Annotated in this window: 16 protein-coding genes; 12 read left to right on the forward strand and 4 right to left on the reverse strand. The window is 51.5% G+C overall.

Annotation, left to right across the window (positions count from 1 at the left end; all coding sequences use genetic code 11):
• Positions 1 to 90: 90 nt before the first annotated feature.
• Positions 91 to 327, forward strand: coding sequence for a hypothetical protein (locus ABDW72_RS09465; RefSeq protein ID WP_347158301.1), 237 nt, complete (start codon positions 91 to 93; stop codon positions 325 to 327).
• A 27-nt stretch (positions 328 to 354) separates the two neighbouring features.
• Here ABDW72_RS09465 and ABDW72_RS09470 read toward each other — a convergent pair whose 3' ends face one another.
• The 3 genes from ABDW72_RS09470 to ABDW72_RS09480 all read right to left on the reverse strand — a co-directional run bounded on the left by ABDW72_RS09470 (position 355) and on the right by ABDW72_RS09480 (position 2,009).
• A complete protein-coding gene (locus ABDW72_RS09470; RefSeq protein ID WP_347158302.1) occupies positions 355 to 681 on the reverse strand; it encodes a hypothetical protein in 327 nt (108 codons plus the stop codon).
• A gap of 180 nt (positions 682 to 861) precedes the next feature.
• A complete protein-coding gene (locus ABDW72_RS09475; RefSeq protein WP_347158303.1) occupies positions 862 to 1,128 on the reverse strand; it encodes a hypothetical protein in 267 nt (88 codons plus the stop codon).
• Positions 1,129 to 1,232: 104 nt separating this feature from the next.
• Complete coding sequence (locus ABDW72_RS09480) at positions 1,233 to 2,009, reverse strand: DUF3050 domain-containing protein (protein WP_347158304.1); 777 nt, start codon at positions 2,007 to 2,009, stop codon at positions 1,233 to 1,235.
• Positions 2,010 to 2,383: 374 nt separating this feature from the next.
• On the opposite strand from ABDW72_RS09480, the gene typA reads away from it, so the two are divergent.
• The 6 genes from typA to ABDW72_RS09510 all read left to right on the forward strand — a co-directional run bounded on the left by typA (position 2,384) and on the right by ABDW72_RS09510 (position 8,553).
• The gene (gene typA, locus ABDW72_RS09485; protein ID WP_347158305.1) at positions 2,384 to 4,189 is read left to right on the forward strand and encodes a translational GTPase TypA; all 1,806 of its coding nucleotides are present in this window, start codon (positions 2,384 to 2,386) and stop codon (positions 4,187 to 4,189) included.
• Positions 4,190 to 4,393: 204 nt separating this feature from the next.
• Positions 4,394 to 4,801 (forward strand): VOC family protein, encoded by a 408-nt coding sequence (locus tag ABDW72_RS09490; RefSeq protein WP_347158306.1) that lies wholly within the window; start codon positions 4,394 to 4,396, stop codon positions 4,799 to 4,801.
• Positions 4,802 to 4,835: 34 nt separating this feature from the next.
• Entirely contained in the window at positions 4,836 to 5,252 is a 417-nt protein-coding gene (locus ABDW72_RS09495) for a DUF6157 family protein (protein ID WP_347158307.1), read from the forward strand.
• Positions 5,253 to 5,262: 10 nt separating this feature from the next.
• Entirely contained in the window at positions 5,263 to 5,574 is a 312-nt protein-coding gene (locus ABDW72_RS09500) for a putative quinol monooxygenase (protein WP_347158308.1), read from the forward strand.
• A gap of 332 nt (positions 5,575 to 5,906) precedes the next feature.
• Entirely contained in the window at positions 5,907 to 7,073 is a 1,167-nt protein-coding gene (locus ABDW72_RS09505; protein WP_347158309.1) for an OmpA family protein, read from the forward strand.
• Positions 7,074 to 7,338: 265 nt separating this feature from the next.
• Complete coding sequence (locus ABDW72_RS09510; RefSeq protein ID WP_347158310.1) at positions 7,339 to 8,553, forward strand: OmpA family protein; 1,215 nt, start codon at positions 7,339 to 7,341, stop codon at positions 8,551 to 8,553.
• A gap of 451 nt (positions 8,554 to 9,004) precedes the next feature.
• Here the strand turns inward: ABDW72_RS09510 and ABDW72_RS09515 are convergent, their stop codons facing one another.
• On the reverse strand, positions 9,005 to 11,494 hold the full coding sequence (locus ABDW72_RS09515) for a DUF5686 and carboxypeptidase-like regulatory domain-containing protein (RefSeq protein ID WP_347158311.1): 2,490 nt from the start codon (positions 11,492 to 11,494) through the stop codon (positions 9,005 to 9,007).
• Positions 11,495 to 11,850: 356 nt separating this feature from the next.
• On the opposite strand from ABDW72_RS09515, the gene ABDW72_RS09520 reads away from it, so the two are divergent.
• From ABDW72_RS09520 to ABDW72_RS09540, 5 genes are all read left to right on the forward strand, one after another.
• A complete protein-coding gene (locus tag ABDW72_RS09520) occupies positions 11,851 to 13,446 on the forward strand; it encodes a hypothetical protein (RefSeq protein ID WP_347158312.1) in 1,596 nt (531 codons plus the stop codon).
• 48 nt (positions 13,447 to 13,494) lie between these two features.
• Entirely contained in the window at positions 13,495 to 15,120 is a 1,626-nt protein-coding gene (locus ABDW72_RS09525; protein ID WP_347158313.1) for a hypothetical protein, read from the forward strand.
• Positions 15,121 to 15,498: 378 nt separating this feature from the next.
• Positions 15,499 to 18,441 (forward strand): FAD-binding and (Fe-S)-binding domain-containing protein, encoded by a 2,943-nt coding sequence (locus tag ABDW72_RS09530; protein WP_347158314.1) that lies wholly within the window; start codon positions 15,499 to 15,501, stop codon positions 18,439 to 18,441.
• Between the two features lie 91 nt (positions 18,442 to 18,532).
• Entirely contained in the window at positions 18,533 to 19,165 is a 633-nt protein-coding gene (locus ABDW72_RS09535; RefSeq protein ID WP_347158315.1) for a hypothetical protein, read from the forward strand.
• 338 nt (positions 19,166 to 19,503) lie between these two features.
• On the forward strand, positions 19,504 to 20,073 hold the full coding sequence (locus tag ABDW72_RS09540) for a DUF4256 domain-containing protein (protein WP_347158316.1): 570 nt from the start codon (positions 19,504 to 19,506) through the stop codon (positions 20,071 to 20,073).
• Positions 20,074 to 20,158: the final 85 nt, after the last annotated feature.

Below are 20,158 nucleotides of genomic sequence, written 5' to 3' on the forward strand. Positions count from 1 at the left end.
CACCTGCTTTCCTACGACTGACGGCTTGTATAGCCCTGGCAGCAAACGCCCTGCACGCGTTGGTAGATCACGATAAACCCTGAAGAAAAGATGAAAAACAAGGAGAATTTCAGAACGAGAAGAGATGATGGCGATGACCTGGGGGAGCGTAACAGCACCAATAAAGTAACCAGCGACCCGGCGCCGGAAGAGGTAGACCATGAATCTGAAAATACGCCGCCCGAAAACGAAGTATACGTAGACCTGGAACCAGACGAACTGCACGACGAAGACGACCCGCTGGATGTAGGCGGCGACAGCGAAAAGCAGAAGCCTAAGCAAGTATAGACTACTTGTGTACAGCTACCGATGCCCTTACTCAACAGGCGGGACGGTGGTGTTCAGGGGCTGCGGCGCCTCGTGCGTAACAGTATCGGCAGGGGAAAAAGGTACCCGCTGGGGCCGTAGCTTGGTAGGTGTCATGGCCGGTAGGTTTTCATCAAACTGCTCTATGTTGCGCTTCCGGTTGATCTCACTGGCCTGCTCATCCATGTGCTCGCGCAGCCCGGATGCATTTTCCGGAACGCTTACGCGGCGGTTCAGGTCGGCAGCAGGTGCCGCTACCTGCCCCTCCGACAGCGACGTGCAGCCGGTGAACCCTAGCAACACCAGGGCCGCTGCCTGTATCTTATACTTTTTCATATCCTCTACTTTATATCCTACATGCTCCCGTAAAACAGAAGCTATACTTAGGTATACGACGGAAAAGTATAAAAAGAGATATTCTGCAGCGGTGGAGCGCCTGGTGCAGGGCATCAAAACAAAAGCAGCGAACCGGAAAGTTCGCTGCTTTTTCTTGCTATATCTTGCACTGCTGCAGAATCAGCCTTTACCGCCATACACGTGGTCGTAACCTACCTGCGTCAGCATCAGGCCATCCGGAGCGGGGTTGATGTAGCCTTCTTTGGCGAGGTGGTGCTCCGCTTCTTTTTGCACATCTTTATACTTGGGATAGCGCTCCTGCAGGTATGGGTACAGCTGCTGGTAGTGCAGCGTGGCTCCCTCCTGCACCTCCATGCCTTTAAAAGCTTCCATGATGCACTGCGCCAGGTTCTCGATATTATCTGCTTGCGAATGTAGTTCTGCCATCGTCTTTATCTGTTAAGTTCAGTTTAACGTACGGCAGGCAGTGCCGGATTGTTAATAGCGCCTGCCGCAGCCATGTGCTGTAGCAGGCCTGATGTAATACAGCCTCATGCCTCGGATGGTAGCAGGTTGCGGATGCCGTTCCAGAGCGCAATACGCTGCTCGATGCAGGCCTGCGCCACTTCCAGCGCCTCCTGCCATTTTTCCTCGTCATCGCCGCATAGCTCATCCACCATTTGCAAGGCCAGCGGTGTGTGCACTTCCTCATCCAGCTGCACATGGCGGTCCAGGTAATACAGAAACGTGTCGAGCTTGCCGGAAAAGCGGCTGTTCAGGTCGGTGATGAGGTGGCGGAACATGCCCGGAACCAGGTCTTCGCGCCCAAACGTGAAGGCAGCAGCCACCGCATGCGGTTTGCCGGAGTGAATGATGCGGAAAGTGTTGCGCACAAAATACTTTACCGTGGCATCTACCTGCACCAGGTCTAAGGCACTGTTCACACTTTTGCCTTCGCTTATACTTTGCAGCAGCTGCTGTATTTTATCGGGGTTGGCTCCACACTCAGCCATGGCGCGCAGGTACAGTTCAAAATGGCTCACTGGTCTGCCCTGCTGGTCTATGTCGGTCTCCTCTTCCAGCACGATCTCATTTACCAGGCGGCGCGTGAGCGGGTTGCCGGTCGGCACCCAAGGCAACGTAATACAGGTCAGGTCGCGCTGCAGGGCTTTTAGCAGGCTCATAAAATCCCAGACGGCAAACACATGGTGCTCCATAAAAATCCTGATGTCCTCGAGGGTTTCCAGGCTCTGGTATACATTGTGGCGGAGCAGTTGTTGCCGGTGCTCCCGTAGCGCCTGTTGCAGCGCCTCTATGCGATAATTCATACTTCTGATTTTTTTTTAAGACAGGCAAAAGCCCGGGCGGGTGCAACCCTGCCGCTGCGGTATACTTTTTTTACTGCCATAAAGGTACAACAGCCTGGTTGAAAACACCCTTTTTCCGGAAAACGCTACAAGCCGAAGTATGGCCCGGCCGCACTAAAGTATACCACGTCTCAGCACCTTAACTGGCTCACCTGACTTGTTTTATACTGGCTGATTTCTTCAGAGACGGAGGCTTAGGCTAACCATTTTGTCCTTCTTTTAACCTGTAAAATAGCCCACCAAGAACTTAATATACACATAACATGTTTATTTCGAGACGCATACTTAAAGTATAAACCCTTTTTTGTACCTTTGCGGCTCGAAAAACCAATTCAATGCAGAACATTCGAAATATCGCGATCATCGCACACGTTGACCACGGCAAGACTACGCTCGTGGACAAAATCATCCATGCTTCCAAACTTTTCGCGGAGCACCAGCAGTTTGACGACCTCATCCTCGACAACAACGACCTGGAGCGCGAGCGAGGCATTACGATCGTTTCCAAAAACGTGTCGGTGCGCTACAAAGACGTAAAAATCAATATCATCGACACGCCTGGTCACGCCGACTTCGGTGGCGAGGTGGAGCGCGTACTGAAAATGGCCGATGGCGTACTGCTGCTGGTAGATGCCTTTGAAGGCGCCATGCCACAGACGCGTTTCGTACTGGGTAAAGCCATTCAGCTGGGCCTTAAGCCAATTGTAGTGGTAAACAAAGTGGACAAAGAAAACTGCCGCCCCGACGAGGTGCACGAGCAGGTATTTGACCTGATGTTTAACCTGGATGCAACGGAAGACCAGCTGGACTTCGTAACCCTGTATGGCTCCAGCAAGCAAGGCTGGATGAGCACCGACTGGACACAGCCCACCGATAACATTACGCCCCTGCTGGATGCCATCATCGACGTGATCCCGCCGGCTCCATACCGCGAAGGAACACCCCAGATGCAGATCACCTCGCTGGACTATTCTTCTTTTGTGGGGCGTATCGCCATTGGCCGTGTGCACCGTGGTACCCTGAAAGAAGGCATGCCTATTGCGCTTTGCAAAGCAGACGGCTCCATCAAGAAAGGCAAAATTGCTGAACTCCAGATTTTTGAAGGCCTTGGCCGCAAGAGCGTTCCGGAAGTATCTGCCGGCGAAATTTGCGCCGTAACAGGCATCGAAGGCTTCGACATTGGCGATACCATTGCAGACGCGGAGAACCCGGAGGCACTGGCACGTATCTCTATCGATGAGCCAACCATGAACATGCTGTTCACGATCAACAACTCTCCTTTCTTTGGCAAAGAGGGCAAGTTCGTGACTTCGCGCCACCTGCGCGACCGCCTGTTCAAAGAAACGGAGAAAAACCTGGCACTGCGCGTACAGGAAACAGACCGTGAGGATACCTTCCTGGTATTCGGTCGTGGTATCCTGCACTTGTCTGTACTGATTGAAACCATGCGCCGCGAAGGCTATGAACTGCAGGTAGGACAGCCACAGGTAATCTATAAAGAAATTGATGGCGTTCGTTGCGAGCCGATCGAGCACATGGTAGTAGACGTGCCCGAAGAAACAGCCGGTAAGGTAATTGAGCTGGTAACGCAGCGCAAAGGCGAACTGACGATCATGGAGCCGAAAGGCGACCTGCAGCACCTGGAGTTCAACATTCCGGCACGCGGCCTGATCGGTTTGCGAAATAACGTACTGACTGCTACTGCTGGTGAGGCGATCATGAACCACCGCTTTAGCCGCTACGAGCCGTATAAAGGCAATATTCCTGGCCGTAACAACGGTTCTATCATCTCGATGGAAACAGGCGCAGGCACTGCTTACTCGATTGATAAGCTGCAGGATCGTGGTTTCTTCTTTGTTGATCCGGGCGTGGAAGTATACATGGGCCAGGTAATCGGGGAGCACAGCCGCCAGAACGACATCACGGTGAACATTCAGAAAGGCAAGAAGCTGACCAACATGCGTGCTTCCGGTTCTGATAACAACGTGAAAATCGCACCGGCCAAGCACTTCTCGCTGGAAGAAGCGATGGAATACATCCAGAAGGACGAACTGCTGGAAGTAACGCCGAAGAGCATCCGCATGCGCAAAATTTACCTCGACGAGAACGAGCGTAACCGTATGTCCAGAGCCGACGCGTAAGCACTGCTACAAGTATAAACAGAAGCCTGCCGCTGCAAAGTGGCAGGCTTTTTTTTTGCCATTTTGTATAAGTATGGCAGTGCTATCGGAGCAAATCTGCCTGCTGTATTACGAAGGGTGTTGTTAAATTCAAAACATGCTTATCTTGTACTCGGAAGGTGCCCAGGCCAGCAACGCACTTCAAGAAAACGAAACAACATTCTTATGGTAAAACAAATCTTTTTAAACCTGCCTGTGCAGGACCTGGAGCAGTCGAAAAGCTTCTTCACAGCCCTCGGATTTTCGATCAACGAGCAGTTCAGTGATTCCACAGCCGCCTGTATCGTTGTATCAGACACAATTTATGTGATGCTGCTGACACATGAAAAATTCAAACAGTTTACGCCGAAGGACATTTCGGATGCGACCAGGACAACCGAACTGCTGGCTTCGCTCTCGGTGGAGACCAGAGATGAGGTAAACACCATCGCAGACGCTGCTATCGCAGCAGGCGGCACGGAGGTACGCCTGCCGCAGGATCATGGTTTTATGTATGGCAGAGCATTCAACGACCTGGACGGCCATATATGGGAGGTGTTCTGGATGAACATGGATGCCCTGCCTTCTTCCTGAAGTTGTTCCTCTCAAGTATAAACCGGAGGTAAAAATGAAAGTACATACAACAAATTTCAAGAATTGCTTTATCGTAGTAGCAGAAGACTGTCCGGCGGAAAAGGGCCAGGAGCCACCGGTAAGAGATGCCAAAAGATCTGTTGCCAACCTGCAGTACGACTTGTTGCGGCAACATCCTTACCGCTATACTTCAGACGATATCCAGTTTATGGTACATGTGCTACGAAGGGACCTGCCCGAAGCGGAATGGCCGTTGGAAAGAGAACGGTTTTTCTCCAAAGGGCAGCCTTGCTTTCGTGCTTCGCCATTAACCAAGCGCTACGGATGGGGAATTCACAACGACGCTGAAGGCAAAGTAGCCCTGTATGGCGTTGAAACCGATGCTTATCAACGCTTTGCTTCCGGGAACACCGTGGAAGTTGTAAAAGCAATGCGCTCAAAACGAATCTAAAACAGAATACATGCAAAAATACGGTTTACACGGAAAGTTAAAAGCAATCAACGGAAAGGGCCAGCAACTGGCCGAAATTCTCCTGGAAGCCTCCAGGTTAGTGGCTACGGCCAAGGGGTGCCAGCTTTATATTGTCAGTAAAGATGCCGATGATGCTGACTCCATTTGGGTAACTGAAGTATGGGACAGCAAAGAAGACCATGACAACTCCTTGCATGTGGCAGGAGTGCAGCAACTTATCGCGCAGGCCATGCCCCTGCTGAACGGGCGACCTGAAAAAGGGCAGGTGCTCGAGGTGTTAGGCGGGGCAGGAATACACTAACCATTCACTGCTACCACCAACTTGTGGAAAAAGCAGCCATACTAGCGCAGGTTGAAGTATAAACCGGCTGGTAAGGATACAGCTATCGCGCCGCTAAATCATACTTATAGGGAATTACCAGAAAAGTCGTTTGCCTGTAAAAAGCTTTTGCAGCAGATTTACCCAAATTTATTTAAATAAGGAACGGGCTTTAACATCGCCTAAAAGTAAAAACATCACTTTCGGGCAGGTACTAACCATTAAGCTATACTCGGTTCGTGTAATACAACTTACTTTGAATTGCTGCTGTTAGATAGTAACCTTATTTTAAAATAAAGGTAAGCTACACTGCTATGTACAGAAAATTTTTACTGACCGGTTGGAGCATTTTCGCCCTGTTGTTTACCTTTCCGGTGCTGGCGCAGCAAAAGGCTACCAAGCAGCCGCGCCACACGTCCACGCCACCTGCAACTTCCAAATCGAAAGCCAGCCTTGCTACTGCATCTGCGGCTGAAACTCCTGCGGTGCCTTTTGGTAAAGGCATGGAATATGGCCTGCTACGGGTCTGGGCGCCTTATGATTTTATACCGGGCAACAAGGTTGTGTTCCAGGAGGACCTTACAGGAGAAGACAAAGGTGAGTTTCCGGCGCACTGGGAACAGTTAAAAGGACAGCTGGAAGTCGCCACCTACGGGAGCAGCAACACACTTAACCTCCAGGAAAAGGGCACCAGTATCCGGCCATTGCTGCTGGAAGAGAACTGGCTTCCGGATACCGCTGCCATTGAGATGGACCTGCTCTTTGAGACAGATGATCCTAACACGAAGTATAAACTATACTTGCTGAGCGATGCAGCTGCCTATAAAGAAGCCCAACATGGCGCTTACGCGCATCCCATTGAAGTAACCGCTACCGGCATTAAATTCTCAGACGCAGATTCTGTGTCGGCAGCGCTGCAGCAGGCGGGCACCAGGTACCAGTGGCGCCACATATCCATCCGAACCAGCAAAGGCCAGTTAGATGCATACCTCGACCAATACCACCTCCTGCACCTGACCAATGTAAAAGGTAAACCTGCCGGTTTACGGATTGAGGTAGATAAGCGCGGAGAAGCGAACACGATGGTGCGGAATGTGCTGGTGAGCGGAGGAGCGCCGCAACTGCCCGCGCAGCTGCATACCAATGGCAGGATCGTTACCCCAGGCATCCGGTTCGAGTATAACACAGCAACCATGCGCCCGGAATCTGCCGGAACGCTGCATACGTTGCTGCAACTGCTGCAGGAACAGCCAGCTCTCAAACTAAGTATTGAAGGTCACACCGGCAATAACGGCGATCAGAACCTGAACATGGATATGAGCCGGAAACAGGCAGAAGCCGTTAAGGCATACCTCGTCTATCAAGGTATTGCTCCTGCACGGCTTGTGGCTAAGGGCTGGGGCAGCACCAAACCCCTGGATAAAAGCAGTTCCGCCAAAGCCGACTGGAATAATTATCGGCTGGAGTTTATCAAGCTCTGACAGCACCTGGTCCTCACCTCTTATTCAAGTATACTGTCGCCTCTCAGGCCTTTTTCATCTTATACTTCAAACAGGCACAGCCAATTCGTATGCAAGCGGGTTGGCTGTGCCTGTTTCATGCTTAATGCACTGGTGTTAAGCTATTTACTGCCTCAAACCACACTTTTACCCTTATCAGAGATTTATTGAACAACTAAATCACTTATTATTATAATTTTTATTGATATAATACTTTATTTGCAGTTCATATCAATGCTTTTAAACTATGAAAAAGAGTGCATTATTTTATGTAGGAGCCCTTATGCTGCTGTTCGCCCTGCCTGTTCAGGCGCAGTTCAACCTCGGCCGTAAACTCCAGGACAAGATCAATCAGAAGGTTGATCAACAGGTAGACAAAAAAATCGACGAAGCGCTGGAAAAGCCTAAAAAGGGTGCTTCGGACAAGGCAACAGCAAAAGATGTTGCTGATACTAATGCGGCACCGGATGCCGAAACTGGCAGCACGGAAGTCAGCAGCCGGAAAGTATGGAGCAAGTATGATTTTGTACCGGGCGACAAAGTGTTGTTTGAAGACAACCTGGCGGGTGAAGAAAACGGAGAATTTCCGTCGCGGTGGGACCTGCGGAAAGGCAACGCAGAAGTTGCCAGCTTTGGTGATGAGCCGGTAATTAATCTGGTAGAGAGTGGCACGAGTATATCGCCGCTGGTGAAGAAAGACGAATGGCTGCCGGAGACTTTCACGGTGGAGATGGACCTGTACTTTGATACCGACAACCCAAACGTGGCCTATGATCTCTACCTTTACAGTGATCAGCGAAAGTATAACGAGCAAGTACAGGGTCGTTTCTGGGACCCGGTTGAAGTAATGTCCCATGCTGTGCACTTTACCACCTACGGCAGCACCTCTGAGGAACTGGAGAAAGCCGGCACCAAAGGCCAGTGGCGCCATGTATCCATTGCGTTCAACAAGCGCAGCATGAAAGTATACCTGGACCAATACCGGCTGATTAACATTCCGAACGTTGAAGGAAAACCAACCGGCCTTCGGATAGAGTGCGACAAGCGCATTGATGCGAATACCATGGTAAAGAACGTGTTCGTGGCAGAAGGCGGTAAAAAGCTGTATGACCAGGTGCTGGCGGATGGTAAAATCGTTACACACGGCATCAAGTTCGATGTGAACAAGGCCATAATTCGTCCGGAGTCGGTGGGCACGCTGGAGAGCATTGCCAAACTGATGAAGGAGCAGACAGCACTTAACTTTAGCGTGGAGGGCCACACCGATTCTGACGGAGATAGTAATACCAACCAGCGCCTGAGCCAACAGCGCGCTGAGGCCGTGAAAGCATACCTGGTAGCGCAGGGCATTCCGGCAAAACGCCTGGCTGCCAAAGGCTGGGGTTCTGCTAAACCTCTTGACAAGAACAACTCCCCCGAAGCCAAGTCTAACAACCGCCGGGTGGAGTTTGTGAAGCTCTAGCCTACTTATACTTACATTAAGCTGGTTACTGATCCGCTACAGAGGCTTTACTTTTATACTATGATGTTAAGTCCTTTTTAGACTATTCAGAGTCAGTTTAAAATCACCAGTGCCACCCGGTTTAAGGTAGCGGCCTCTTTGAAATGGTAATAAAAGAGGCTCAAATTTACATTCTAATTACGTCACTGGCTGGGACATGCTAACCGGGGCACTGCTGTTTATATTGCTGATGAGCGTATCTGGACTGGTGCTGTCGTACTAAGTGTTTAAAAGTGCGTTGCGGGCTAAAGATAAAGCCCCTGCGGCACCACACCTGGCCATTTCTGTAGTTGCTGCGGATGCCTGCCACAGTAAGTATATGATATAGCGCGGAGCTACTGTACCCTACTTATACAAACCAAAGGGCCGCTAAAGTATAGCGGCCCTTTGGTTTTATCATTTCCGCCAAGCTTTACAGTTTAAACTGCACCGACACCTTCACGCCAAACTTGCGGGTGCCAGGCTCATCCAGGTAGGTCAGGCGGTGGAAAGCATCTACCCGCAGGAAGCGAAAAATATTCTCTACTCCATAGCCAACCTCTACATACGGCGTGCTACCCAGCGATTTGAAGCTGCCCTGCGGCGTACCCGCATAACCTACCGGCGAAAGCAGCGCCTTATTCTGCTGGCTCAGGCTACCATACAGGATATTGGAGGTTGCCAGTACCCGCCATTTTAGCTTTTTGATCAGGGGCAGGCGGTTAAACAGCAAACCCTCGAAGTACTGCTCGTAGTGTAAGGAGGCGTAGGTGTCGCTGGCAAACTCAAAGTAGTTCATCAGGTTATAGGTAGCGTCGTAGTAAAAGGGTGTTTCGTTGCCGGTATGCACCTCCAGCAGCGGGTAAGGCACCGGCGAAAAGATCTTACCTGCCTCCAGGTGGTACACAGCATTGCCCAGCTGCCCCATCGGAAACTCCTGGTCCAAGCCCAGGTCCAGGCGCTGGTACTCCAGTGTAGAGCCAAGGGTGTTGTTCAGCCCCACCGTATATTTAGCCATAAACACCGGCCAGTTGCCATTGCCCAGGCTAATGCGTTCGTTGTCGTTCTGCACAAACACCTCGTTGTTGGCCACGCGCGTCATAAAGCTTACCTCGGTTGTAGTAAAAGCTTTCTCCAGCGCCGGCTGCTCTCCTGCCTGTTTTATGTAAGCAAAATCGTACGTGGGGCTAAAGGCGCGGTTACGAACGGTGAGGCGTTGCGTAATGCCGCGTAGCACGTCGCGCTGCAGGTAAGCACTTGATTCTTTGATCAGGAACGGCCGCTGCAGCGTACCGAACCGCGAGAGGGCCATAAAGAGCGGGCTGCTTTCCAGCTTATCCGACATCAGCCCTACCTGTTCCAGGTCTTCGCTGTGGTGCACGCCCACTTCGCTCCAGCGCTTACGCGATAAAATAATATAACGGGCATTGGCCGCATACTTGAGCTGCCGGTCTTCTGTGCCATAGGCCGCATAGCCGCTCAGCTCCCAGTTATGGCTGAAATCAATATTCGTTTTACCGCCCAGCTGCAGGCGGTGCCCCTCTACGTCGTTATAGGCATACGTATACGGCCATGGCCCCCAGCTCACCTTGCCCAGCTTTTTATAGCCGGTAGCTAGCACCGTAACCAGGTTCGTGAAGTGCGCTACTTTGGGGGTTGATTTGATCGCGTTGATAGTTGCATATACCTGCTGATCGGCTATACTAAGAGAATCGTGGCGGTGTGCATCCCAAAAATCTTCCTGCTTGTTCTGCGCATTAGCCAGGAGTTCCACCGGTTTGTCGAAAAATGCTGGCCGCTGCGGCTGGTTCACTACCACTTCGCGGTACGAGGTACTGACGGTAGCTAGTATGCCGGGGCGGCTCCTGGTAAGCCCCACAATCTTGATGCTGACATTTGTTTTAGAAGGCATCCAGGCGTTCTCTCCCACCGGCTGCGACTCCTGCACCAGGTGAATGCCCTGTACAAAGTTGATATTGGCTGATTTGCTTACAGTTACGTCGATCTTCCGGAGCGCATAGCTGCTGGCAGCTATCCAGATGGTGCCGTTAAATGCGAGGTCCTGCGGCCGCTTCTGCACAACTTTCAATTGATAGCACCAATCATCGCCTAAGTATAAGCTATCCTCCAGCTCATACGTATAGGAGGCTTTCCAACTATCAGCCAGGGGGCTCACAAAGTTCTTCTGCAGCACACTTACCCAGTTCTGGTAAAAGTTGTAGTCCTGGTACGAGCTCCCGATTACCTGCGACACCAGGCTGCCATCCTGCAGGCCGATACCGGTTACTTTGGTGGCTTTGATCAACTCTTTATACTTCCGTGGGTCGCGGTTATAGTAGTAATCCGACAGTGTTTCGGACATGAAAAAGGGCAGCATCTTTTTACCATCGTCGCCTGCCAAGTACAGTTGCGAATCTACGAGCGAGGTAATGGCTTTGCCCATCACGCCTTTGCCCTTCTGCTGGCCCAGGTTGTCTACATCAAACTGCATTTTAGTATAGGCCTCGTAGCTGTACGCCGTTAGCTTGCGCCTATCGTTTGCCTTTTTATGCGCGATAACCTGCCGCATGATGGGCCAGGCTGGGTTTTCGCCGGGGCGGATCACCACCTCCTGCAGTTGTTTGGCGCTTATTCCCAACCGAAAGTCGAGTACCTGCGTCGCCACCCCTTTCTTTACCGCCAGCGTCTGAGGCAAATAACCAACGTAGGAAGCCGTTATAGAATCAGGAGCCGTGGTAAGCCTGATGTTAAAAGCTCCGTTCATGTCGGTTGAGGTGCCGATGGCGGTATTCTTGACATAAATGCTGACAAAAGGGAGTGCTTCTCCTGTGGCAGCATCCGTCACCTTGCCTGCTATTCTGAATTGCGCCTGGCAAACAGAAACTGAAAAGGCAAAAACCAGTAAATATAATAGATTTTTCAAATATATGAGCAAATAGGCGCGCAAAGGTAGAGCTAAATTTCTTATGCTTCCATAGCAATCTGCAATTGTTTTAACAGCAACATAGCCTGTGCGCACGCTTCCAAAACAGCGCCGGAAAGCCGTTAAAAATGCCTGCTGGTTGCTGCTAATATGCTGATTTTCCTTCATTTGCCCTGCCGCACAAGTTTCTTTCCATGTGGCTAATGCCGGCAGGTTTGGTTTGCCTGTTAAGCTACCCGATCCGCCATACTTGTTTCACCTCTTGCTCAAGGCATTTAGCAACGAAATTACTACCGTTCACATGAAAACATTATAAACCGTTTACGTTAGATACATGCATAATTCAAGCGCCCCATATGAGGATTAACTATAAGCAGCTCCCCGTAGCTATATTTATACTTCTACTTTTTTCGGGCTGTGTCCGGAAGAACTATTTCGCCAAAACCCCGGTGGCAGACGCTTCTGTGCTCCAAAAGCTACAGCAAAACCCCACTGCACTGGATAGTGTCACAGTAATTGCCGGCAAGCACTATGACCGCAGCGGCTTTCACAACTTGTTCTGGGGAAAGCACTACCGCAACGTATGGGCTGCGCCTGTAAAAGTGCCTGTTTTTGAGATGGATACTATTAAAGGAGGGCTGGCGTTTACCAAGCTAGGCGGTGGCTTTCAAACGACCAGCATGACCCTGACGGACAAGCAGGGCAAGCAATATGCGCTTCGCTCCCTTGACAAAGACCCGTATGTGGTACTGCCAAAGGCCTGGCGGCACACGGTAGCCCTCGACCTGCTGCGCGACCAGACCTCTGCTGCCAACCCTTACGGCGCGTTGATTGTAGCGCCACTGGCAGCAGCAGCAGGTATCCCCCACTCCACGCCATCGCTGGTGTACGTACGGCCCAATGACAGCGACTTCGGGGAAAACAAAGCCCTATTCAGTGACAAGCTGTTTCTGATCGAAAATAAGTTTGACAGCGAAAAAGACCTGACGCCGCTTATAGAAAAAGCCAACGACATCGACGGTTCCACAACAGTCCTCAACAAGCGCTTTAGCGAAAACGATGTGCATTTTGATGCCTTGGCTTTTGCCAAAGCCCGCCTGTTCGACCTACTCATCGGCGACTGGGACCGGCACATGGGGCAGTGGGAATGGGCACAGTTCAAGCAAAAAGGCGAAACCATCTACCGCCCGATTCCCAAAGACCGGGACAATGCTTTCTTCCGCTTTCACGACGGTATTTTTCCCTGGCTTTTTAGCCGCAACTGGGGCATTCGCAAGTTTACGTCCTTCACAAAGGAGTACAAAGATGTAAAAGACCTTACCATCAACGCCGAATTTATTGATCAGCGGGTGCTGCCGGCAGTAACCCGGCAGCAGTTCGATTCGCTGGCGCAGGTGCTGCAGAGCGAACTGACAGATGCTGTGATTGAAAAGGCGGTCCATCACTTTCCTGCGCCTGTTTTTAAGCTGACCGGCCCTGTAACAATCGCTCGCCTGAAAAGCCGGCGCGACCTGTTGCCCGAGGCTGCAAAAACATTCTATACTATCCTGGCCGAAGAACCCATTGTAGCAGGCACCGATGAAGAAGAACGTTTTGTGGTGAAACGCCTCAACGACAAAGACACAGAAGTAACGGTATACCGCAAATCCGATGAGTACGTCCTCTTTCACCGCATCTTTCACCGCTCCGAAACCAAGCTGATCTCGCTCTACGGCCTGCGTGGCAACGATACCTTTGAGGTAAGCGGCAAGGTAAACGAAGGCATCAAAGTAAAGATCGTTGGTGGCCTTGGCGAAGATAAGATCAAGGACACCTCGGAAGTAGCACACGGGGGAAAGAAAACGTGGGTGTATGATACGGAGCGGGGCACACAACTGGAAGAAGGTCCTACCACTAAAGATAAACGCACGCGCGATGTTCGCGTGCATGCCTTCGACAGGGAAGGTTTTTGATACTTCACCCTCAGCACTGTTCCTTTAGCTACCCATGCACCCATACTTATGAGATCTCGCGCTTTTATACTTTGGATCATCCTGCTGATGGGGCTGCATGCGGTTTTATCTGGCTGCAGTTTCACCCATTCGGTGCAACAGGTGGCCGCGCCCGCGCACATTGCCGCCGCAGACTACAGCGATAGCACGATTACAGTGGCTGCCGGTACGCACTACAAGCGCAGCCGCCTGCATACTTTATTTTATGGCAAACATTACCGCCCTGCCTGGTACACACCGGTGCAGGTCCACGTGCTCGACATCGGCACGGCCAAAGGAGGCTTGCACCCGATGCGAGCAGGTGGCAGCCGGCAAACCATCAACCTTCGCCTGCAAAACCCGCAGGGAACAGAGTATGTGCTGCGTTCTATTGATAAAGAGCCCGCCAGTGTGCTGCCGGAGTGGCTGCAGCACAGTTACCTGGCCGACATTGCCCGTGATGCAAACAGTGCCCTACATCCATATGCGGCCCTGGTGATACCCGGCCTGGCAGCGGCTGCCCACATCTATCACACAACACCCGAACTGGTATATGTGCCCCACGACCCGCGCCTGGGCAAGTACCTGCCAAGTATAGGCGGCACGCTGGCCCTGCTGGAACGGCGGCCGGACGGCGACCAAACCGACAATCCGGAAATGGGCAGGGCAAAAGAGGTGAAGAGTACCCGCTCCGCCATGGAGGAACGCTTTGCTGACAACGACTCCGACTTTGATGCCCGCTTTTACCTGCGCGCGCGCCTCCTCGATATGCTGCTGGGCGACTGGAGCCGGCACGAAGACAACTGGCGCTGGGCCGAACGAAAACATTCCGACAAAGGCTATACTTACCAGGCAATTCCGCGCGACCGTGACAACGTGTTTTATAGGCTCAACGATGCACCTGTGCCGTGGCTCTTCATGCACACAGGCCTCAAGCCGCATTTCCAGACCTACCGCCCGCACCTCAGCCGGGAAGACCTCGAAAACCTGAACCACAGCGGGCGTAACCTCGATGAACTTATACTTGCCAGGCTCTCATGGCAGGACTGGCAGGAGGTGGCCGACAGTGTGCAGCAGGAGCTAACCGATGCCGTAATAGAAAAGGCGTTTCATCGTATGCCCGACACAATCTATCAGCTCACTGCTGCCCCGCTGATGGCTGCTTTTAAAACCCGCCGCGATAACCTGCCGAAGCTGGCCCGCACCTACTACAGCATCCTGGCCGAACAAGTACAAGCCGTCGGCACCGATAAGCACGAACTGTTTGAGGTGGAGGTACTATCAGAGAAAGAGGTGCAGCTGCGCGTGTTTAAAACAGATAAGGATGGCGAAAAACAGAAGCTGTTGTGGCAGCGTACCTTTCTGGCTGATGAAACAGATGAACTGGAATTGTATGGGCTCAGCGGCGATGATCATTTTTTGGTGACAGGGGCCGTTAAGCCAAAGATTAAAATAAAGTTATGGGGAGGCGCCGGCGAGGATACTTACCAGGTACACAGCAAAGGCGCTAATTTTGGCAATGCCATCCGCATTGATGACACCAAATACCGGAACACCTATGATGTGGACAAACATATTTCCATAGCTGTAGATGATGCCATCGCCGCTGACAAGTATGATGCGGCGGGCTGGCTGCTCCGTTACTACCTCAACTGATCTTCTCCTGCAGCTATAGTATAACCGGTCTGTAAAGCACCTGGCTAATCTCCCAGTGTTTGAGCCAGTATGCAAAGATTCTGTTTGAGGCAACTACCCGGCAGAAGATCAAAGCAGTCTGTTTCTGCACATTATACTTTGACATTCCCGCTCCGCTGCTTACCTTTCGATAGGAGAATGCTTTGAATTTAGGATGAATACTGGCCCGAAGTTTACCTGTTGCCCCAGCTGGTGCTGAAGTCAGGACGGCGCTATCCGATGCCTATACTTGCAGGCTCCCATCATACTTTAGTTTTATACCTGGCTTTATCTTTTCCGCTCCTGACCTGAAGAAGCTCAACGCTTACCCGGCCGGGAGTAGATACGGAATCAACTTATATGAACTCTGATAAACTACAGCAACTTTCCGGACAACTGGAAGGAGAGCTATACTTCGACAATACCATGCGTACACTGTACGCCACCGATGCCTCGGCTTACCGGGAAATACCGGAAGCTGTTGCTTTTCCGAAAACAGTTACTGATATCAAAAAGCTGATTGCTTTTGCCAGCCAGCACGGCACCTCGCTGATTCCCCGCACAGCAGGCACCTCGCTGGCCGGGCAGGTGGTAGGCAATGGCATCATCGTCGATGTATCACGCACCTTCAACCAGATACTGGAGGTGAACCCCGAAGAAGGCTGGGTGCGTGTGCAGCCTGGCGTGATCCGGGATGAGCTCAACATGTTTTTAAAACCACACGGTTTATACTTCGGCCCCGAAACCTCTACTGCCAACCGGGCGATGATCGGAGGTATGGTGGGCAACAACTCCTGCGGCTCCAACTCCATTGTATATGGCAGCACCCGCGAGCACCTGCTCTCGGTGAAAGCCATACTAAGCGACGGGACGGAAACGACCTTCGGCCCGCTGAGCGAGGCTGCGTTTGAGGTCAAATGCCGGGGTGAGCATACTTCCGGTTCGCTGGAAACCCGCATTTACCAGGCAACCAAAGCCATGCTCTCCCATGCCCCCACGCAGGAAAACATCCGCCGTGAGTTTCCGAAGCCAAGCATCCCGCGGCGCAACACCGGCTATGCCCTTGATATGTTGCTGGAGACGGAGCCTTTCACCACAGGTACCGTGCCTTTCAACTTCTGCAAGCTGATAGCCGGCTCGGAGGGCACGCTTGCCTTTCTAACGGAGATCACCCTGCACGTCAACCCGCTGCCACCCGCGGAAACTGGCCTGCTGTGCATCCACTGCCACAGCGTGGACGAGTCGTTGCGGGCGAATCTGGTGGCCCTGCACTATAATCCCAGCGCCAGCGAGCTGATGGACCACTACGTGCTGGAGTGTACCAAAACCAACATCGAGCAAAGCCAGAACCGCTTTTTCGTGGAAGGCGACCCGGGTGCTATCCTGGTGGTAGAGCTTGGCAGCGACTCCCGGACAGAAATTGAAGTACAGGCGGAGGCGCTGATACAGGAGCTAAAAGCCAACGGCCTCGGCTACCACTACCCGCTGGTGTTCGGGCCGGATACCAAGAAAGTATGGAACCTGCGCAAAGCCGGCCTCGGGCTGCTGTCCAACGTTCCCGGCGATGCCAAACCGGTGGCGGTGATTGAAGATACCGCCGTGGATGTGCAGGACCTGCCGCAGTTTATCCGTGACTTTAACCTGACGCTGGAGAAGTATAACCTCTACTGCGTACACTATGCCCACGCCGGTTCCGGCGAACTGCACCTGCGCCCGATTATCAACCTTAAAACCGAGGAAGGCAACCAGCTCTTCCGCACCATTGCCACCGAAATTGCGCATTTAGTAAAGAAGTACCGCGGCTCACTGAGCGGCGAGCATGGCGACGGACGCCTGCGGGGCGAGTTTATTCCGTTTATGGTGGGCGAGGCCAACTACAAGCTGCTGGAGGAAGTGAAACGGGTATGGGACCCGGGCAACATTTTTAACCCGGGCAAGATCGTGAACACACCCTCCATGAACACTTACCTGCGCTACGAGCCCGGCCAGGAAACACCCGCGTTTGATACCGTCTTCAAGTTCAACCAAACGGGAGGCGTATTGCGGGCAGCAGAGCTTTGTAACGGCTCCGGCGACTGCCGCAAAACGCACCTGACCGGCGGCACCATGTGCCCCAGCTACATGGTGACGCGTAACGAGAAAGATACCACCCGCGGCCGGGCCAACATGCTGCGCGAGTTCCTGACGCGCTCCACTAAAGAGAACCGCTTCGACCACGTGGAGATCAAAGAGACGATGGATCTATGCCTCTCCTGCAAAGGCTGCAAGTCCGAATGCCCCTCTAACGTGGACGTAGCCAAGCTCAAAGCCGAGTTCCTGCAGCATTATTATGATGCGAACGGCGTGCCTTTCCGCACGCGCATGGTGGGTAACTTTACCAAGGCCAACCAGCTGGCCGCCATAGCGCCGGGCATGTATAACCTGCTGTTCAAAAACGGCACGACGGCCGCCATCGCCAAAAAGATGATGGGCTTTGCCCCAGAGCGCACCATGCCGCTGCTTCAGGAAACGACGCTGCGCAGCTGGTTTAAGAAGCATAAGCGCACAGCCGGCCAGCCGCCGCAGGCCGCTAAGAAGAAGGTATACCTGTTCTGCGACGAGTTCACCAACTACAACGACACGCACATTGGTAAAACCGCCGTGCTGCTGCTGGAGCGACTGGGCTATGAAGTAGACATCCCCAGGCACGAGGAAAGCGGCCGCACTTATCTTTCCAAAGGCCTGCTCCGCGACGCCAAAAAGCTAGCCCAGCGCAACGTAGCCCTGCTCAAAGACCTCATCTCCAGCGATACGCCGCTGGTAGGCATCGAGCCCTCCTGCATCCTCACCTTCCGCGACGAATACATCGACCTGGTAGACGCAGACCAAACCGAAGACGCCAAAACGTTATCCATCAACTGCCTGCAGTTTGATGAATTTATCGCTCGTGAGATGCTCAACCAGAACATTCCGAAAGACATATTTAAGGAGGAAGCGCGTTTGATAAAACTGCACGGCCATTGTCACCAGAAAGCGCTATCTTCGGTACTGTATACCCAGCAGATGCTCACGCTGCCGCCCAACTATAAAGTGGAGGTGATCCCATCCGGCTGCTGCGGCATGGCCGGCTCCTTTGGCTATGAGGCCGAGCACTACGATGTCTCCATGCAGGTAGGCGAGCTGGTGCTGTTCCCTACTGTACGGCAGCAACCGGAAGAAGTGATCATCGCCGCCCCCGGCACCAGTTGCCGCCACCAGATCTATGACGGCACGCAGCGGAAGGCTCTGCACCCGATTGAGGTGCTGTACGAGGCGTTGCGATAAATCTAGAAATTAGGGAGAGCATGCTTTGCCTTCTTCGCACATGGTACCAATAATCGTATGTTTACGCATATCTACTAGTTACCTATAATCAATGAAGTTAAGAATCAGTTTTTTTCTCCTGCTTGTTATTTCTCTCCCATTGCTTGGACAGAACAAGAAAGAGTCGTTCTGGAAGAATTATATTGACGAGGATGTAAGTGAGCTGAACCTGCAGAATCTTGAAAACTCTGACTATACTACAGCTATTAGGTTGTGGAAACCATATCAAGTAGTTGAGTTTATCAAAGTTAATGACTCTGTTTATCAGGGTCAGTTGGTGAACTTTGTAACTAAATTGAACCGCAAAGAGGAAAAAAAGGCAGTAGTAAGCGAGAAGGTAATCATACCAGCATCTGTAACTAAGATTCTCATAGAGCAACTTCAAAAAGAAGGAGTTGAAGAACTTCCAGACAGCTATGATGTAGAGGGGTATGTAAATGGATTGGACGGAACGACATATGTGTTTGAAGTAAGCTCCCGTGATAAGTACAGAGTCTACTCATACTGGGAACCAGAAAACGACCACTATCAAAACTCCGATTTAAGGGAAGTAAAAAGTGTAAGGAATGTTCTTTCTGCAATAAATAAGGAGTTTGACTCTTGGAAGCTTTTCACGTTGTTTAGAGATAGCTTACCTGCTGGAAGGTACCAGTATGGAGGTATAATAATGGTCAAAACAAAATGACTTTAGGTAACAACACCTATAAGGCAGCTATGCCGCCTTATAGCCCAGTACGTTGGCATAAATGACGTAAGATTGTCATAAAGCTGACGCAATACCCAGTAAGGCCATACAATACCTTTGCTGATGAACCAAGAGATAATCAAGATGGGTAATCAGAACTTAGCATCGAAAATTAAGGAACTAAGGAAAAGGAAAGGCTTTTCGCAGGAGCAATTGGCTGAAGAATCAGCCTTACGCTTAAGAATAGTACAAAGCTATTCCATTTTTAAGGTTAAAAGCTTCCAATTATTTCTCCCGGCATTGAACATAACCACTTGCAAGACATCAAAAGCAAAACTATGACAAAGAGCAATACCAAGGAGGTATCCGCAGCACAGCGCGAGGAACTTCTCAGCACCTTGAAAGCCCGCTTTGAGAAAAACAGGAACCGCCACAAAGCGCTAGAATGGAACAAGGTTCAGGCAAAGCTGGAAGCGAATCCGGAAAAGCTGTGGTCGCTTCAGGAAATGGAAAGAACAGGCGGTGAACCGGATGTAGTGGGTTATGATAAAGAAACGGACGAATACATTTTCGTTGATTGTTCAGCGGAAAGCCCGAAAGGCCGCCGAAGTGTTTGTTACGACCGCGAAGGGTTGGAGTCCAGGAAAGAACATAGACCGGAAAATAACGCTCTAGATATGGCTGCTGCCATGGGCATTGAGCTTTTGACAGAAGAACAATACCGCGAATTGCAGCAGCTTGGTAAGTTCGATACGAAAACGTCGAGTTGGTTGAAAACACCTCCTGCAATCAGAGAACTTGGTGGTGCCATCTTTGCTGATTTCCGCTATAACCAAGTTTTCGTATATCACAATGGGGCACAATCATACTATGCCGCCAGGGCATTTCGTGGCTCACTAAGGGTTTAAGCTTTGCTCGATCAACTGATCAGAGTATCCTTATACAAAACCAAAGCCGCCTCCGCTGCCGTGTGGCAATAGGGGGCGGCTTTGG

The sequence above is a fragment of the Pontibacter chitinilyticus genome, from assembly GCF_039748935.1.
Taxonomy (GTDB): Bacteria; Bacteroidota; Bacteroidia; order Cytophagales; family Hymenobacteraceae; genus Pontibacter; species Pontibacter chitinilyticus.

Bases quoted from the DNA above. Each gene is read 5' to 3' on its own strand.
- ABDW72_RS09465 (WP_347158301.1), top strand. From the start codon at position 91: ATGAAAAACAAGGAGAATTTCAGAACGAGAAGAGATGATGGCGATGAC.
- ABDW72_RS09525 (WP_347158313.1), top strand. From the start codon at position 13,495: ATGAGATCTCGCGCTTTTATACTTTGGATCATCCTGCTGATGGGGCTG.
- ABDW72_RS09500 (WP_347158308.1), top strand. From the start codon at position 5,263: ATGCAAAAATACGGTTTACACGGAAAGTTAAAAGCAATCAACGGAAAG.
- ABDW72_RS09470 (WP_347158302.1), bottom strand. From the start codon at position 681: ATGAAAAAGTATAAGATACAGGCAGCGGCCCTGGTGTTGCTAGGGTTC.
- ABDW72_RS09530 (WP_347158314.1), top strand. From the start codon at position 15,499: ATGAACTCTGATAAACTACAGCAACTTTCCGGACAACTGGAAGGAGAG.
- ABDW72_RS09510 (WP_347158310.1), top strand. From the start codon at position 7,339: ATGAAAAAGAGTGCATTATTTTATGTAGGAGCCCTTATGCTGCTGTTC.
- ABDW72_RS09480 (WP_347158304.1), bottom strand. From the start codon at position 2,009: ATGAATTATCGCATAGAGGCGCTGCAACAGGCGCTACGGGAGCACCGG.
- ABDW72_RS09535 (WP_347158315.1), top strand. From the start codon at position 18,533: ATGAAGTTAAGAATCAGTTTTTTTCTCCTGCTTGTTATTTCTCTCCCA.
- ABDW72_RS09505 (WP_347158309.1), top strand. From the start codon at position 5,907: ATGTACAGAAAATTTTTACTGACCGGTTGGAGCATTTTCGCCCTGTTG.
- ABDW72_RS09520 (WP_347158312.1), top strand. From the start codon at position 11,851: ATGAGGATTAACTATAAGCAGCTCCCCGTAGCTATATTTATACTTCTA.
- typA (WP_347158305.1), top strand. From the start codon at position 2,384: ATGCAGAACATTCGAAATATCGCGATCATCGCACACGTTGACCACGGC.
- ABDW72_RS09540 (WP_347158316.1), top strand. From the start codon at position 19,504: ATGACAAAGAGCAATACCAAGGAGGTATCCGCAGCACAGCGCGAGGAA.
- ABDW72_RS09495 (WP_347158307.1), top strand. From the start codon at position 4,836: ATGAAAGTACATACAACAAATTTCAAGAATTGCTTTATCGTAGTAGCA.
- ABDW72_RS09490 (WP_347158306.1), top strand. From the start codon at position 4,394: ATGGTAAAACAAATCTTTTTAAACCTGCCTGTGCAGGACCTGGAGCAG.
- ABDW72_RS09475 (WP_347158303.1), bottom strand. From the start codon at position 1,128: ATGGCAGAACTACATTCGCAAGCAGATAATATCGAGAACCTGGCGCAG.